General features: G+C 73.1%; 14 protein-coding genes. 3 read left to right on the top strand and 11 right to left on the bottom strand.

Features of this window, described 5'->3' with window-relative positions:
* The first annotated feature begins 455 nt into the window (after positions 1 to 455).
* A complete protein-coding gene (trpS, locus tag Sco07f_RS08595) occupies positions 456 to 1,466 on the top strand; it encodes a tryptophan--tRNA ligase (protein ID WP_007453312.1) in 1,011 nt (336 codons plus the stop codon).
* Here the strand turns inward: trpS and Sco07f_RS08590 are convergent.
* Complete coding sequence (locus Sco07f_RS08590) at positions 1,421 to 2,410, bottom strand: GlxA family transcriptional regulator (protein WP_108987407.1); 990 nt, start codon at positions 2,408 to 2,410, stop codon at positions 1,421 to 1,423. The two genes, trpS and Sco07f_RS08590, sit on opposite strands and share 46 nt — an antisense overlap.
* A 75-nt stretch (positions 2,411 to 2,485) precedes the next feature.
* Between Sco07f_RS08590 and Sco07f_RS08585 the strand changes: the two genes are divergently transcribed.
* On the top strand, positions 2,486 to 3,070 hold the full coding sequence (locus tag Sco07f_RS08585; protein WP_108987444.1) for a cysteine hydrolase family protein: 585 nt from the start codon (positions 2,486 to 2,488) through the stop codon (positions 3,068 to 3,070).
* A 55-nt stretch (positions 3,071 to 3,125) separates the two neighbouring features.
* Here the strand turns inward: Sco07f_RS08585 and proC are convergent, their stop codons facing one another.
* The 7 genes from proC to Sco07f_RS08550 all read right to left on the bottom strand — a co-directional run bounded on the left by proC (position 3,126) and on the right by Sco07f_RS08550 (position 8,861).
* Positions 3,126 to 3,938 carry a pyrroline-5-carboxylate reductase gene (gene proC, locus Sco07f_RS08580; protein WP_108987406.1) on the bottom strand — a complete coding sequence of 271 codons (813 nt, stop codon included), beginning with the start codon at positions 3,936 to 3,938 and terminating at the stop codon, positions 3,126 to 3,128.
* 232 nt (positions 3,939 to 4,170) lie between these two features.
* The gene (locus tag Sco07f_RS08575) at positions 4,171 to 4,971 is read right to left on the bottom strand and encodes an ABC transporter permease (RefSeq protein WP_054100905.1); all 801 of its coding nucleotides are present in this window, start codon (positions 4,969 to 4,971) and stop codon (positions 4,171 to 4,173) included.
* Positions 4,968 to 5,795, bottom strand: coding sequence for an ABC transporter ATP-binding protein (locus Sco07f_RS08570; RefSeq protein ID WP_108987405.1), 828 nt, complete (start codon positions 5,793 to 5,795; stop codon positions 4,968 to 4,970). Before Sco07f_RS08570 ends, Sco07f_RS08575 begins: the two co-directional genes overlap by 4 nt.
* A gap of 167 nt (positions 5,796 to 5,962) precedes the next feature.
* Positions 5,963 to 6,847 (bottom strand): class I SAM-dependent methyltransferase, encoded by an 885-nt coding sequence (locus Sco07f_RS08565; protein ID WP_244942006.1) that lies wholly within the window; start codon positions 6,845 to 6,847, stop codon positions 5,963 to 5,965.
* A 304-nt stretch (positions 6,848 to 7,151) separates the two neighbouring features.
* Entirely contained in the window at positions 7,152 to 7,655 is a 504-nt protein-coding gene (locus Sco07f_RS08560; protein ID WP_007453298.1) for a DMT family transporter, read from the bottom strand.
* A gap of 41 nt (positions 7,656 to 7,696) precedes the next feature.
* Positions 7,697 to 8,362 (bottom strand): DUF4232 domain-containing protein, encoded by a 666-nt coding sequence (locus Sco07f_RS08555; protein ID WP_108987403.1) that lies wholly within the window; start codon positions 8,360 to 8,362, stop codon positions 7,697 to 7,699.
* A gap of 166 nt (positions 8,363 to 8,528) precedes the next feature.
* Positions 8,529 to 8,861 carry an SH3 domain-containing protein gene (locus tag Sco07f_RS08550; RefSeq protein WP_108987402.1) on the bottom strand — a complete coding sequence of 111 codons (333 nt, stop codon included), beginning with the start codon at positions 8,859 to 8,861 and terminating at the stop codon, positions 8,529 to 8,531.
* Between the two features lie 182 nt (positions 8,862 to 9,043).
* Here Sco07f_RS08550 and Sco07f_RS08545 point away from each other — a divergent pair, with 182 nt between their 5' ends.
* Complete coding sequence (locus tag Sco07f_RS08545) at positions 9,044 to 11,221, top strand: serine/threonine-protein kinase (protein ID WP_108987401.1); 2,178 nt, start codon at positions 9,044 to 9,046, stop codon at positions 11,219 to 11,221.
* A 28-nt stretch (positions 11,222 to 11,249) separates the two neighbouring features.
* Here the strand turns inward: Sco07f_RS08545 and ilvD are convergent, their stop codons facing one another.
* The 3 genes from ilvD to Sco07f_RS08530 form a co-directional block, all read right to left on the bottom strand.
* Positions 11,250 to 13,103, bottom strand: coding sequence for a dihydroxy-acid dehydratase (ilvD, locus tag Sco07f_RS08540; protein ID WP_007453305.1), 1,854 nt, complete (start codon positions 13,101 to 13,103; stop codon positions 11,250 to 11,252).
* 141 nt (positions 13,104 to 13,244) lie between these two features.
* Positions 13,245 to 13,856 (bottom strand): TetR/AcrR family transcriptional regulator, encoded by a 612-nt coding sequence (locus tag Sco07f_RS08535; protein ID WP_054100910.1) that lies wholly within the window; start codon positions 13,854 to 13,856, stop codon positions 13,245 to 13,247.
* A complete protein-coding gene (locus Sco07f_RS08530; RefSeq protein ID WP_174855322.1) occupies positions 13,853 to 14,710 on the bottom strand; it encodes a sugar phosphate isomerase/epimerase family protein in 858 nt (285 codons plus the stop codon). The genes Sco07f_RS08535 and Sco07f_RS08530 overlap by 4 nt, the downstream gene beginning before the upstream one ends.
* Positions 14,711 to 14,737: the final 27 nt, after the last annotated feature.

Here is a 14,737-nt window from a genome sequence, read left to right as displayed (position 1 = left end):
TCCCGGCCCTTGGGCCGTTTCAACGAGGTGAGACTCTAGCGGACTCCCGGCTCCCGAGCTAATCGGGGGCCGCGTTCTTTCGAACGTGGATTCCTCATTCCGTGAATACACGCACCGACAGGAAGACGACGCCGACAGTGCGACGGTTCGTCGAAGAGTGGTTGGTACTCGCGGAATCGCTGTCCGGGGACCGACCGGGGTCGGCGCTCACTTCGGACAACTCGGAGAACTCTAGGAGTGCGGGGCAGGCGTGTCAAATCCCGGGTGGCGGGGGCCCCGCGGGCGTATGGTGGCGCTCGTGACGACGCGTACGTGTAGCCAGCTCTGGTGGGCCGCCTGACGGCGGCCGCCCACACGTATGCACTCGACGGCCGCCGCTTCGGCGGCCGTTCTCGTATCTCCCTCCAGGAGGGGCGGCCGGCCGGGGGCGGCGGTCCTGACCAGGAGGTGGAGAGATGACGCGGGTCTTCAGTGGGGTCAAGCCGACGGGGCACCTGACCCTGGGGAACTACCTGGGAGCGATGCGGCGGTGGGCCGCGGAGGACCAGCACCGGTCGGACGCCTTGTTCTGTGTCGTCGACCTGCACGCACTGACCGTCGACCACGATCCGGCGCGGGTGCGCAGACTGAGCCGGCAGGCGGCGTCGCTGCTGCTGGCGGCGGGGCTGGATCCCGAGTCGTGCACCGTGTTCGTGCAGAGTCACGTGGACGAGCACGCCCGGCTGTCGTACGTGCTGGAGTGCGTCGCGACCGACGGCGAGATGCGGCGGATGATCCAGTACAAGGAGAAGGCCGTGCGGGAGCGGGGGCGGGGCGGGAGCGTGCGGTTGTCGCTGCTGACGTATCCCGTGCTGATGGCCGCGGACATCCTGGCCTACGGGACGGACGAGGTGCCGGTCGGGGAGGACCAGACGCAGCACGTGGAGCTGGCGCGGGATCTCGCGGTGCGGTTCAACCAGCGGTACGGGCACACGTTCGTCGTGCCGCGGGCGACCGGTCCGGCGGTGGCGGCCCGGGTGATGAATCTGCAGGAGCCCGCTTCGAAGATGGGGAAGAGCGACGACACCGGGCCCGGGATCGTCTATCTGCTGGACGAGCCGGACGTGGTGCGTAAGAAGGTCGGGCGGGCCGTGACGGACAGCGGGCGGGACGTCGTCTACGACCGGGAGGAGCGGGCCGGGCTCGCGAATCTGCTGGAGATCCTCGCCGCCTGTACGGGTGGGGACCCGGCGGAGCTGGCGGGTGGGTACGACTCGTACGGCGCGTTGAAGAAGGACACCGCGGAGGCGGTCGTCGAGGTGCTGCGGCCGGTACGCGAGCGGCACCAGGAACTGTGCGCCGATCCCGGGTACGTGGAGGGCGTGCTCCGGGACGGGGCGGAGAAGGCGCGGGCGATGGCGCGGCCGACCGTGGACGCCGCCTACCGGGCGATCGGGTTGCTGCCCCCGGTGAACGCGGCGCGGTAGGCGCGGGGGCTGGTGGCGAGGCGGGCCGCGAAGTGCTGGCGCATCGTGACCTCGCTGCCGAAGCCCGCCCTGCGTGCGACCTCGGGCATGGGCAGGTCGGTGCGTTCGAGGAGCTTCTGGGCCGCGGCGACGCGCTGGTCCAGGAGCCAGCGCAGCGGCGTGGTGCCGGTGGCCGCCGTGAAGTGCCGGGCGAAGGAGCGCGGGGACATGCCGGCGCGGGCGGCCAGGTCGGCGACCGTGAGGGGCTCGTCGAGGTGGCGCAGGGCGTGTTCGCGGACGCCGGCGAGGGCGTCGGCGTCCCGGTCCGCCTGGGGGGTGGGGTGTTCGATGAACTGGGCCTGGGTGCCGGTTCGGAAGGGCGCGGTGACCATAGAGCGGGCGATGGTGGCGGCGGCCTCGGCGCCGTGGGCGAGGCGGACCAGGTGGAGGCAGAGGTCGATGCCTGCCGCGGTGCCGGCGGCGGTCCAGATGTTGTCGTCCTCTAGGAAGAGGGCGTCGGGGACGACCCTGACCCGGGGGTGGTGGGTCCGCAGGAGGTCCAGGAGCCGCCAGTGGGTGATGGCGCGGCGGCCGTCGAGCAGGCCGGCCTGGGCGAGGGTGAAGGCGCCTCCGCACAGGGCGGCGACGGTCGTGCCGCGCTCGTGGGCGCGGCGCAGGGCCCTGAGGACCGGGGCGGGTGCCGGGGTGAGGTGGTCGTCGAGGCCGGGGACGACGACGAGGTCGGCTTCCGCCAGCCAGTCGAGGGGACGGTCGGGGTGGAGGGCCAGACCGCCGCGCATCATGACCGCGGTGGTGTCGGCGGCGACGCGGCGCAGGTCGAAGGCGGGGGCGCCGCGGTCGGTGCGGTCGGTGCCCCAGACCTCGGTGATGACCGCGACGTCGAAGGCCCGGATGCCGGGGAAGGCGACGAGGGCGACGCGGTAGGGGTCTGCCGGGGCTGCCATGCATGGCAGTAAACCATCGATCGCTGACTTGTGGGCCTCTGGGGTTCGGTGCTGCCCGGCGGCACGATCGCAGGCATGGACATCGCGGAGAACGCAGCACTGGTGGTCGTGGACGTGCAGAAGGGCTTCGAGGAGCTCGGCTTCTGGGGGACCCGCAACAATCCGGCGGCCGACGACAACATCGCCGCCCTCATCGACGTGTGGCAGTCCACGGGGCGGCCGGTCGTCTTCGTGCGGCACGACTCGGTGAAGCCCGGGTCGCCGTTGCGGACGGGCTACGACGGGAACGGGTTCAAGGAGTACGTGGAGCGGCGGCGCGGGAAGGGGGGCGGGGCCGAGCTGCTGGTCACCAAGAGCGTGAACTCGGCGTTCCTCGGCACGCCCGATCTGGGGGCCTGGCTGCGGGCGGCGGGGATCTCGCAGCTCGTGCTGGCCGGGATCCAGACCAACATGTGCGTCGAGACGACCGCACGGATGGGCGGGAACCTCGGGTTCGAGGTCGTGGTCGCGTTCGACGCGACGTACACCTTCGGCCTGGAGGGACCCTTCGGCTGGCGGCAGGGCGCGGACGAGCTGGCTCGGGCGTCGGCGGTGTCGCTGCACGGGGGCGGGTTCGCGGACGTGGTGACCACGGAGGACGTCCTGAGCGCGGCGAAGTGAACCCCCGCGCGGAGCCCCCGCGCGGAGGGCTCGCGCGGCGGGCCCGCACCGGTCGTCAGTCCTTGGTGCCGGAGGCCAGTTCGCGGCTGCGGTCGCGGGCGGCCTCGAGGGCGGCGATGAGGGCGGCGCGGACGCCGTGGTTCTCCAGTTCGCGGATGGCGTTGATCGTGGTGCCGGCCGGGGACGTGACGTTCTCGCGGAGCCTGACCGGGTGTTCGCCGCTGTCGCGGAGCATCTTCGCGGCGCCGATCGCGGACTGGACGATCAGGTCGTGGGCCTTGTCGCGGGGCAGGCCGAGCAGGATGCCGGCGTCGGTCATGGCCTCGACCAGGTAGAAGAAGTACGCCGGGCCGGAGCCGGAGAGGGCGGTGCAGGCGTCCTGCTGGGACTCGGGGACGCGGAGGGTCTTGCCGACGGCGCCGAAGATCTCCTCGGTGTGGGTCAGGTGGGCGGCCGTCGCGTGGGTGCCGGCCGAGATGACGGACATGGCCTCGTCGACGAGGGCCGGGGTGTTCGTCATGACGCGGACGACCGGGGTGCCGGGGGCGAGGCGTTCCTCGAAGAAGGCTGTCGGGATGCCTGCCGCGCCGCTGATGATCAGGCGGTCGGCGGGGACGTGCGGGGCGAGTTCGTCGAGGAGCGTGCCCATGTCCTGCGGCTTGACCGTGAGGATCAGGGTGTCGGCGTTCTTGGCGGCCTCGGCGTTGGTGACCGGGGTGACTCCGTGGCGGGCGCGGAGTTCGTCGGCCCGTTCCCGGCGGCGGGCGTTGACCAGGAGGTCGGCGGGGGCCCAGCCGGCTCCGATCATGCCGCTGAGGAGGGCTTCGCCGATCTTGCCGGTGCCGAGGACGGCGACTTTCTGGGTCATGGGTTCGGTGCCCCTTCGGTGCGCTGTCCGTTCTTGCGTGCGTCGTCGTCATCCTCGCATTCAGGGGGGTGGGTCGGTCGTTGCGTCCAGTCCGCGGGACGGTGGTGGTGGGTGCCGCTGAAGGTTTTCGCCCCCGCCGCCCCTTCCCGTTCCCGTCCCTGGGGGCTGCGCCCCCAGACCCCGCCTTTGGGCCTGGACGGCCTTGTCCTCAAGCGCCGGACGGGCTGGTCGGTTATGCCGTTCGGCGTTTCAGGGTTGCCGCGCCCAGGGCCAGGACCAGGAGGGCGCAACCGGCGACGATCAGGGCGTCGCGGACGAAGGCGGCGGTCATGTCGGTGTGGCGGAGGACCTCGTTCATGCCGTCGACCGCGTACGACATGGGCAGGACGTCGGAGACGGCCTCCAGGGCCGGGTGCATGTCGTCGCGCGGGGTGAAGAGGCCGCAGAGGAGGAGCTGGGGGAAGATCACCGCCGGCATGAACTGCACCGCCTGGAATTCGGAGGCCGCGAAGGCCGAGACGAAGAGGCCGAGCGCGGTGCCCAGGAGGGCGTCGAGCAGCGCGACCAGGAGGAGCAGCCAGGGGCTGCCGGTGACGTCCAGGTCCAGGAACCAGACCGCGAGGCCGGTCGCGAGGGCGGACTGGACGATGGCGAGGGCGCCGAAGGCGAGGGCGTATCCCGCGATGAGGTCGCCTTTGCCGAGGGGCATGGCGAGGAGGCGTTCGAGGGTGCCGGAGGTGCGCTCGCGCAGGGTCGCGATGGACGTGACCAGGAACATCGTGATCAGCGGAAAGATGCCGAGGAGCGAGGCGCCGATGTTGTCGAAGGTGCGCGGGCTGCCGTCGAAGACGTAGCGCAGCAGGAAGAGCATCACGCACGGGATCAGCATCAGGAGCGCGATGGTGCGGGGGTCGTGGCTCAGCTGGCGCAGGACGCGGGCCGCGGTGGCCGTGGTGCGCGGGAGGCTCAGGGGGCGCGCGGGGGCCGGGGGCGTCGCCGCCCGGGCGGGTGCGGGGGCCGTGGGGGTGGTCATCGGGTGGTCTCCTTCGTGCGGGCCGCCGCCCGGGCCTTCGCCGCGTCGACCAGGTGGAGGAAGGCTTCCTCGACCGTCTCGGAGCCGGTGCGGGCGCGCAGGGCGTCGGGGGTGTCGTCGGCGAGGACCTCGCCCTCGCGCATCAGGAGCAGGCGGTGGCAGCGCTCGGCCTCGTCCATGACGTGGGAGGAGACGAGGAGGGTGGCACCGCGGTCGGTGGCCAGGGAGTGGAACAGGGCCCACAGGTCCCGGCGGAGTACGGGGTCGAGGCCGACGGTCGGCTCGTCGAGGACGAGGAGTTCGGGGGCGCCCAGGAGGGCCACGGCGAGGGAGACCCGGCTGCGCTGGCCGCCGGAGAGGTTGCCGGCCAAGGAGCCGGCGTGGGTGGCGAGGTCCACGTCGGTGATGACGCGGGTGACCTCCTCGCGGCGGTGGGCGGAGGCCGTCCGGCCGGGGTGGAGGATCTCGGCGAAGTAGTCCAGGTTCTGGCGGACGGTGAGGTCGTCGAAGACGGACGGGGCCTGGGTGACGTAGCCGATGCGGGTGCGCAGGGCCGGGTGGCCGGCCGGGCGGCCTAGGACGTCGAGGGTGCCGGCGACCTTGTCCTGGGTGCCGACGATCGCCCGCATCAGGGTCGACTTGCCGCAGCCGGAGGGGCCGAGGAGGCCGGTGATCCGGCCGCGCGGGACGGTGAAGCCGAGGCCGTGCAGGACGGTGCGGGTCCCGCGGACGACGGTGAGGTCTTCGGCGTGGACGGCGGGTGGGGCGGGGGTGCCGCCACCGTCGGGTGGCCGGGAGGAGTGTTCCGGCGAGTAATTCATCATGTGATGAATACTCCTCCCGGGCGCCCGGGGCGTCAAGGCGTCGCGCCGGTCCGCCGCGTCGCGCCGCGCCGCCGGCTCGCGCCGCCCCGTTGATCCGTCGCGTTGATCCGCCCCGTCGATTCGCTGCGTTGATCCGTCGCGTTGATCCGTCGCGTTGGTCCGCCGTGTCAGGCCGTCGGGGTCGTTCCGAGGAGGAGGTGGACGTCGTACGTCTCCTCGACGAGGCCGTCCGGGAAGACCGCCAGCAGGTGGCGGCGCTCCTCGGCGAAGAAGGCCGCGGCGCGCTCCTCGGCGTCGGTCAGGAAGACCGAGTGGCTGCCGAGGTTGGCCAGGTGGATGTCGAGGGGGACGCGTCGGCTCCAGCGGATCTCGCGGTGGACGAAGTCGAGGGTGCCGGTGGGGTCGGCGAAGCGGGCGTCGAAGTTCCGCTTCTCGGCGGAGAGGTTCAGGCCCGCGAAGTGCCGGTCGACGCGCCGGGCCGACTCCGCGATCCACGGCACGTCGAGGGCCTCGGTGTTCCACCACAGCGCCAGCGCGCCGCCCGGACGCAGCACGCGCAGCGCCTCCGGGACTGCCAGGGCGGGGTCGGTCCAGTGCCAGGACTGGGCGTAGGTGAGGAGGCCGGCGAGGGGGAGAGCGTTGCCGTTGCCGCGGACCACGGGCACGCCGGGGAGGGTGCGGCGGAACTCGGCGGCCATGCCGGCGCCGGGTTCCACGGCGATCACGTCGGCGCCGCGCTCGTGCAGGCGGGCGGTGGCGAGACCCGTACCGGCGCCGACGTCCACGACGCGGGCGCCTTCGAGGGGGCGGCCGGTCAGCTCCTCCAGGGCGTCGAAGAGGGCCGGCGGGTAGGAGGGGCGGTTGGCGGCGTACTGGGCCGCGGCGGCGTTGAAGGAGTGGGCGCGGGCGCGGTGGGCGGCCTGCGCGGGGGAGCCTTGTGCGGGGGAGCCTTGTGCGCGGGCGGCCGCTGTCGCGGTGGCCGCAGGCGGTGTGGAAGTAGTCGGTGCGGCCGGGGCGCCCGGGGTGGGGGCATCCGGGACAGGGGCGTCCAAGGTCGGGGCGCCCGAGGCCGGGGCGCCCGGGACAGGGGCGTCCAAGGTCGGGGCGCCCGAGGCAGGGGCGCCCGGGGCAGGGGCGTCCGGGACAGGGGCGTCCGGGACAGGGGCGTCCGAGGTCGGGGCGTTCGGGGTCGGCGGTGTCGTCATACGGCCATGGTGGCCGGGTGGGGCGGGGCCGCAGTAGCGGTTTCCGGGGCGGATCGCGGTGCGGGTCGTGCCGGGCGCCGGATCACGGGCTGCCGGCTTGTCGCGGGCGACACGCGCCGCGGGAGAGGGGGCCGGCCCGGCCTCCTGCCCGCTACTTCCGGCGGCGCTTCTTCGACGGGTTGCCCGTGCGGCGGGTCGTGCGCCGCTCGTACTCCTCGCGGGCCTTCTCGTACTCCGCGCGGTGCAGCTTCTCGCCCGGGGCCTCGGTGAAGGTGCGGAGGAAGTAGGCGAGGAGGGAGCCGACGAAGCCGATGGCGAGGAGACCTCGCAGGGAGGCCTGGCGGTCGGGATCGGGGCGGCGGGTGAAGGCGGACCAGGTGTGGCGGAAGGCCAGGGCGCTGCACACCGCGAACATGACGATCATCAGCAACGAGACGAAGCTGCCGATGTCGGCGATCTGGAGGCCCTGGTAGGCGAGGCGCAGCACGAAGCAGGCGGCCGCGGCCACGGCGAGCGAACCGACGGCGAGGCCCGCCCGGCGGGCCGTGTAGCCGTCGTCGTGGTGCACCCAGGTCGTGCCGTAGAACCGGAGGGGTTCGGGGCGGGGGCCCGCCTGGGTGTCCGGGGTGCCGTTCTTGCCGTTCTCTGCGCTCACGGGTCGATTATGGCGCGCGCCTCCCGGGGCGTGCGGTGCGGTCAGCCGCCCTGGCCCGCGCTGCCCATCGGGCCGACCTGCACCGGGGTGCCCGAGCCGTCGGTGACGGGCAGGCCGGCAGCGCCCGGCCAGTCGAGGGTGACCGACTTGGTCTCGTTCGGCGGGGTCACCACCAGGCCCGTGATGCGGACGCCGGAGCCGCCCGTGTCGTTGACCGGGTAGGTGATGCCGAAGGTCACCGTGTCCCCGTCCGCGAGGACGATCGTCGGGGCCTGCTCGCCCGTGCGCTCGGCCGACAGGGTGCCCGCGTTCGTCTTCAGGTCGACGCCCGCGTAGCCCTCGAGGGTGCAGTCCCGGCCGCCGCCGTTCTTCAGGTCCACCGCGACGGTGCCCCTGTCGTCGCCGCCGACCGTGGCGTCGATCGCCGTGATCTCCAGCTCGTCGGTGCGGCACTTGGCGGTCTTGCCGTCCTCGCCGGACCCGCCGGACCCGCCCGTCGCGTCGGAACCGTTGGGGGTCTTCCCCCCGGAGCCCGTCCCGCCCTCCTGGTCCGAGCCGGCCGATCCCGAGCCGCCGTCCGAGGAGGACGGGGCGGAGGCGGCCGGCGGGGTGGCGCTCTGGTCCGTGCCGTCGTCGTTCTGGCAGGCCGTGAGCGAGAGACCGGCGGCGAGGGCCATGGCGGCGAGGGTCAGCTTGCGAACGCGCATCGTTGTCTACCTCAGAGTCGGTTGGCGTGCCGGTCCGCCCGCACCCATCGGTGCGGGCGGCGTTTCCGAGCATCAAGAGCCACTCGGCCCGGCACGCCGTTCCTCCCGGAGACCTCCTAATACGCCGCTGGGACACCGCTGTTACAAGGTCAGCGGCACGCCACGGTCAGCAGCGCGGAGCCACGTAGCCGTCGCTGCCGGTGCGGATGTACGCGTCGGAGACGTACTGGCCGCTGCCGATGTTGTCCCAGATGTTCGAGGTGCCGTAGGGGCCCGAGACCCACTCCCCCGGGCGCTGGCAGTGGATCGAGACCCTGGAACCCTCGGACAGGACCCGCACCAGGCGGTAGTTGGTGCCCGGGCCGCTGCGGACGTTCAGACGGTAGCCCGGAGCGACCGGGTACGAGAGCAGGGCCGCGGTCGCCGCGACGGCTCCCCCGTCCGCCCCGGCCGCTTCCTCTTCCCCGTCACCGATGTTCCGGACCTGGTCGACCGACATGATGAAACTCCCCCCGTTGCACCCCGCGACGTTCGCGGGGACCGTTGATACCCCAAGAACAAGCCATGAAACACCAGTTCGCAACTCGCACGCGGACGTCGGCAGGCCGCCTCTGTGCCGTGCGCCCCATCGACTAGGCTCCGAGCATCGCTCGCGCGAACGAACAGCACGGGGGTGGTTCCATGGCGCCGCAGCGGGATGCCGGAGCGGACGCGGAAGCGGAACTTCCGGAGTACGCCGGTCACTACCGTCTGGAGTCCCGCCTGGGCTCGGGCGGCATGGGCGTCGTGCACCTGGCCCGCAGCACCTCCGGGATGCGCGTCGCGGTCAAGGTCGTGCACGCCACGTACGCCAGGGACCCCGAGTTCAGAGGGCGTTTCCGGCAGGAGGTGGCCGCGGCCCGGCGGGTGAGCGGGGCCTTCACGGCGCCGGTCGTGGACGCCGATCCGGAGGCCGGACGGCCGTGGATGGCCACGCTGTTCATCCCCGGCCCGACGCTCTCGGAGCACGTGAAGCGGAACGGGCCGATGGACGAGCCCCAGTTGCGCCGGCTGATGGCCGGGCTGGCCGAGGCGCTGCGTGACATCCACCGGGTGGGCGTGGTGCACCGGGACCTCAAACCGAGCAACGTCCTGCTCGCCGAGGACGGGCCGAAGGTCATCGACTTCGGCATTTCCCGGCCGAAGGACAGCGAGCTGCGGACCGAGACCGGAAAGCTGATCGGCACGCCGCCGTACATGGCACCCGAGCAGTTCCGGCGGCCCCGGGAGGTGGGTCCTGCGGCCGACCTCTTCACCCTCGGATCGCTCCTGGTGCACGCGGCGACCGGACGCGGGCCCTTCGACTCCGACAGCCCGTACGTCGTCGCCTACCAGGTCGTGCACGACGAGCCCGACCTGACCGGCGTTCCGGACTCGCTCGCTCCGCTGGTGCTGCGCTGTCTCGCCAAGGAGCCCGAGGACCGGCCCACGCCGGACGAGCTGATGCGGGAGCTGCGGTCGGTGGCGGCGGCCTACGACACGCAGGTGTTCATACCGGCTCCGCGGACGGACGGGGACCGGACCCCGCCGCCCGGGGCCGGCGCGGAACCCGGGCCGGGGGCTCCCGCCGGGTCGTCGGTGCGGGCGGCCGAGCCGTCGGTGCGAGGGTCCGGGCCGTCCGCACTGCGGTCCGGGCGGGTCGTACGGCGGCTGGGAAAGCGGTCGGTGCTCGTCGCCGGGGCGGTGGCCCTCGCCGTGATCGGGAGCCTGGTGGCCGTGCAGGCGTTCGGCGGTACCGAGCCCGCGGGCACGCCCACCGCACAGAGCGCGCCGGGCGGGTTCGGGACGTGGGAGGCGGTGCCCGCGGCCGAGGACGGCGGGATGCCGCAGTGCTCGTACGCGGCGCGGCGGCTGCTGTGCGCGCGGCCCGGTCTGGTCTTCGCCCTCGATCCGGCCGACGGGAGCACGCTGTGGCGGCACCCCGTCGCGGAGGCCGTGCGGAGCGAACCGCCGGTCGTGTCGGGCGGGCTCGTGCAGCCCGAGGTCGGCCTGCTGGGCCCGCTGGAGGCGCTCGACCCCGCGACGGGCGAGCCGGAGTGGCAGGAGGACATGCCCGCGTACGACGGGCTGCGCACCGTCGGCGACATGCTGCTGCTCACCCGCGCCGACGGCATGGTCACCGGCGTGGACAGCGCCTCGGGGAAGACGCGGTGGGCGCGCCGGATCCCCGGGCAGTCCGTGCCGTACTTCACCTCGTTCGCCGGGGAGCGGAAGCCGGCCGCGTACGCGACGAGCCAGAGCGGGGACGGGCGGCGGACCCGGGTCACCGCGGTGGACCCGGCGAGCGGGGACGTGCGCTGGGACGCGGAGCTGGCCGGGACGCTGACGCCCGTGGGGACCGCGGACGGGTCCCTGTTCCTCGTCGCCGAGGGGGCGACCTACAGCGACGTCGAGGCCGTGGTCCGCTACACGCCCGCCACCGGCGCGACCCGCCGGGTGGAGCTGCCGATCCCGGTCGAGCAGGCGTCGGCGGGCGTGCGCGGGGACACCGTGTACCTCATGGGCGCGGGCGGTTCGCTGGTCGCCGTCGACATGGCGGCGGGGAAGCAGGCCTGGCGGCTGGAGACGGGGGTGAGCCGCGGTTCGGCGCCGGTCTCCGACGGGCGGCACGTGTACGTCACCGCGCCCGACGGGCGGCTCCTCGGGGTCGACGCCCGCAAGGGCCGGCTCCTCGGGCAGACCCGGCCCCGGCTCGGCGCCGAGTCCGACAAGGTGCCCGCGTCGCTGCCGGCGCCGCTGCTCGCGGGCGGGCACGTGTACGCCGGGGCGCCCGACGGGACCGTGTTCGGGGTGTCGGGGCGGGACCCGGGGGCCTGGTAGGGCCGGGCCCGGGTCCCTCGCGGCGGCGTCAGCCCAGCTTGCTGATGTCGCGCACCGCGCCCTTGTCGGCGCTGGTGGCCATCGCGGCGTACGCCTTCAGGGCCGCGGAGACCTTGCGCTCGCGGTTCTTCGGGGCGTACACGCCGTTCAGGGCCTGCTCGCGGCGGGTCAGTTCGGCGTCATCCACGAGCAGCTCGATGGAGCGGTTCGGGATGTCGATGCGGATGCGGTCGCCGTCCTCGACCAGGGCGATGGTGCCGCCGGCCGCGGCCTCCGGGGAGGCGTGACCGATGGAGAGCCCGGACGTGCCGCCGGAGAAGCGGCCGTCGGTGACCAGGGCGCAGGCCTTTCCGAGGCCCCGGCCCTTCAGGTACGAGGTCGGGTAGAGCATCTCCTGCATGCCGGGGCCGCCCTTGGGGCCCTCGTAGCGGATGACGACGACGTCGCCCTCCTCGACCTGCTGGGTGAGGATCTTCTGGACGGCCTCCTCCTGCGACTCGCAGACGACGGCCGGGCCCTCGAAGGTCCAGATCGACTCGTCGACGCCGGCCGTCTTGACGACGCAGCCGTCCTCGGCGAGGTTGCCGCGCAGGACGGCGAGGCCGCCGTCCTTGGAGTAGGCGTGCTCGACGGAGCGGATGCAGCCGCCCTCGGCGTCCTCGTCCAGGGAGTCCCAGCGCTCGGACTGGGAGAAGGCCTCGGCGGAGCGGACGCAGCCGGGGGCCGCGTGCCACAGCTCGACCGCCTCCTGGGAGGGGGAGCCGCCGCGCACGTCCCAGGTCTTCAGCCAGTCGGCCAGGGACGGGCTGTGGACGGAGTGCACGTCCTCGTTGAGCAGGCCCCCGCGGTGCAGTTCGCCGAGGAGGGCGGGGATGCCGCCGGCGCGGTGCACGTCCTCCATGTAGTACGTGCGGTCCTTGGCGACGTTCGGCGCGACCTTGGCCAGGCAGGGGACGCTGCGCGAGAGGGCGTCCATCTCGGCGAGGCCGTAGGAGACCTCGGCCTCCTGGGCGGCGGCCAGCAGGTGCAGGATCGTGTTGGTGGAGCCGCCCATCGCGATGTCCAGCGCCATGGCGTTCCCGAAGGCGGCGGGGGTGGCGATGTTGCGGGGCAGGACCGAGTCGTCGTCCTGCTCGTAGTAGCGCCGGGTCAGGTCGAGGACCGTGCGGGCGGCGTTCTCGTAGAGCGCCTTGCGGGCGGTGTGGGTGGCCAGGACCGAGCCGTTGCCGGGCAGGGAGAGGCCGATCGCCTCGGTCAGGCAGTTCATCGAGTTGGCGGTGAACATGCCGGAGCAGGAGCCGCAGGTCGGGCAGGCGTTCTCCTCGATGCGGAGGATGTCCGCGTCGGAGATCTTGTCGTTGACCGCCTCCGACATCGCGTCGACCAGGTCGAGGGTGCGGACCGTGCCGTCGACCAGGGTGGCGCGGCCGGACTCCATGGGGCCGCCGGAGACGAAGACCGTGGGGATGTTCAGGCGGAGCGCCGCGTTGAGCATGCCCGGGGTGATCTTGTCGCAGTTGGAGATGCAGATCAGGGCGTCGGCGCAGTGCGCCTCGACCATGTACTCCACGCTGTCCGCGATCAGGTCGCGGGACGGGAGGGAGTAGAGCATGCCGCCGTGGCCCATCGCGATGCCGTCGTCGACGGCGATCGTGTTGAACTCGCGCGGGATGCCGCCGGCCGCGGTGACCGCCTCGCTGACGATGCGGCCGACCGGCGCCAGGTGCGTGTGGCCCGGCACGAACTCCGTGAAGCTGTTGGCGACGGCGATGATCGGCTTCCGCCCGATGTCCGCGCCGGGTACACCGGAGGCACGCATAAGGGCGCGGGCGCCCGCCATGTTGCGGCCGTGGGTGACTGTGCGGGACCTCAGTTCGGGCATCGTCGCTCGCTCCTTCGGAGAGTTATGACTGCCGTCGAGCGTACGCCGCTCATCCAGGGGTCGGGACGGGGTGTCCGGAATGCGGGACGCACGTCTCGTCGTACGCCGTCCGCGGGCGTCCTCGGGGGCCGGTGGAGGGCCTCACGGTCCGGTCAGGTGGCCCTGGACGACCGGCGCCAGGCGGGCGACGATCTGCTCCGGGTCGGCGGAGGCCAGCGGCTCCACCTTGATCACGTAGCGGAGCATCGCGCAGCCCACCAGCTGCGCCGCCGCCAGTTCGACGCGCAGCTCCGCGTCCGGGCTCTCCAGCCGGGCCGCCACGCGCCGCATCACCTGGGCGGCGATCAGGCGGCGGAAGACCGCGGCGGCGGTGTCGTTGTTGACCGCGGAACGGACGATGGCCAGCACCGGCTTGCGGGTCGTCGGGTTCTCCCACACGCCCATGATGAACCGCGTGAGCTGCTCCCCGATCCCGTCGAGGGGGCCCTCCCCGATCGCCTCGGGGGCCCTGAGGGCCGGTGCGAACGCGACCTCGATGGCCGCCTCGAAGACCTGCTCCTTGGTGCCGAAGTAGTGGTGGACCAGTGCCGGGTCCACGCCCGCCGCCTTGGCGATGCCGCGCACGGACGTCTTCTCGTAGCCGCGCTCGGAGAACTCCTCGCGGGCGGTGACGAGGATGCGGTCGCGAGTGTCCCCGGACTCCGTACGGCGCGGGCGGCCGCGGCGGCGGGTGGCTCCGCCGGCGTCGCTCACCGGCGTTCCGTCCGGGCCGCCTGGCCTTCCGCGAGCGGGGACGCCGGCTGTGCCAGGTGCTTGCGGGTGAAGGCCAGCGCCTCGGCGAGATCGGCCTCACGTTCGGCGCCGGACATCGCGCGCCTGGTGTTGACCTCGATGACGACGTGGCCGTCGAAGCCGGTGCGCGTGAGGTGTTCGAGGACCTCGGCGCAGGGCTGGTTGCCGCGGCCGGGGACGAGGTGCTCGTCCTTGGCGGAGCCCTTGCCGTCGGCCAGGTGGACGTGGCCGAGGCGGTCGCTCATGCGGTCGATCATGTCGAGGGCGTCGGTGCGGGAGGTCGCGGCGTGGCTGAGGTCGATCGTGAAGTGCCGGTAGTCGTCCTTCGTGACGTCCCAGTCGGGGGCGTACGCCTGCATCTCGCGGTCGCGGTAGCGCCACGGGTACATGTTCTCGACGGCGAAGCGGACGTCCGTCTCGTTCGCCATCCGCCAGACGCCCTCGACGAAGTCCCGCGCGTACTGGCGCTGCCAGCGGAACGGGGGGTGCACGACGACGGCGGACGCGCCGAGCTTCTCGGCGGCGGCGCGGGCGCGCTGGAGCTTGACCCAGGGGTCGGTGGACCAGACGCGCTGGGTGATGAGCAGACACGGTGCGTGCACGGCGAGTATCGGCATGCGGTGGTAGTCGCTGAGTCTGCGCAGCGCGTCGATGTCCTGGCTGACCGGGTCCGTCCAGACCATCACCTCGACGCCGTCGTAACCGAGGCGCGCGGCGATCTCGAAGGCCGTCGCCGTCGACTCCGGGTAGACGGAAGCCGTCGACAGAGCGACCTTCGCGTCCGGGGTTCGGATCACGTCCCTGGGGTTTGCCACGGGGGTCAGGGTACGGGGTGCCCTCCG

Origin of the sequence: Streptomyces coelicoflavus (genome assembly GCF_003112555.1) — a bacterium.
GTDB lineage: Bacteria > Actinomycetota > Actinomycetes > Streptomycetales > Streptomycetaceae > Streptomyces > Streptomyces coelicoflavus.
This window is presented reverse-complemented; position numbering and strand designations above follow the sequence as displayed.

Excerpts from the sequence above, each read along its gene's own strand:
- ilvD (WP_007453305.1), bottom strand. The coding sequence starts at position 13,103 with ATGCCCGAACTGAGGTCCCGCACAGTCACCCACGGCCGCAACATGGCG.
- Sco07f_RS08555 (WP_108987403.1), bottom strand. The coding sequence starts at position 8,362 with ATGCGCGTTCGCAAGCTGACCCTCGCCGCCATGGCCCTCGCCGCCGGT.
- Sco07f_RS08590 (WP_108987407.1), bottom strand. The coding sequence starts at position 2,410 with ATGGCAGCCCCGGCAGACCCCTACCGCGTCGCCCTCGTCGCCTTCCCC.
- proC (WP_108987406.1), bottom strand. The coding sequence starts at position 3,938 with ATGACCCAGAAAGTCGCCGTCCTCGGCACCGGCAAGATCGGCGAAGCC.
- Sco07f_RS08575 (WP_054100905.1), bottom strand. The coding sequence starts at position 4,971 with ATGACCACCCCCACGGCCCCCGCACCCGCCCGGGCGGCGACGCCCCCG.
- Sco07f_RS08585 (WP_108987444.1), top strand. The coding sequence starts at position 2,486 with ATGGACATCGCGGAGAACGCAGCACTGGTGGTCGTGGACGTGCAGAAG.
- Sco07f_RS08570 (WP_108987405.1), bottom strand. The coding sequence starts at position 5,795 with ATGATGAATTACTCGCCGGAACACTCCTCCCGGCCACCCGACGGTGGC.
- trpS (WP_007453312.1), top strand. The coding sequence starts at position 456 with ATGACGCGGGTCTTCAGTGGGGTCAAGCCGACGGGGCACCTGACCCTG.
- Sco07f_RS08545 (WP_108987401.1), top strand. The coding sequence starts at position 9,044 with ATGGCGCCGCAGCGGGATGCCGGAGCGGACGCGGAAGCGGAACTTCCG.
- Sco07f_RS08550 (WP_108987402.1), bottom strand. The coding sequence starts at position 8,861 with ATGTCGGTCGACCAGGTCCGGAACATCGGTGACGGGGAAGAGGAAGCG.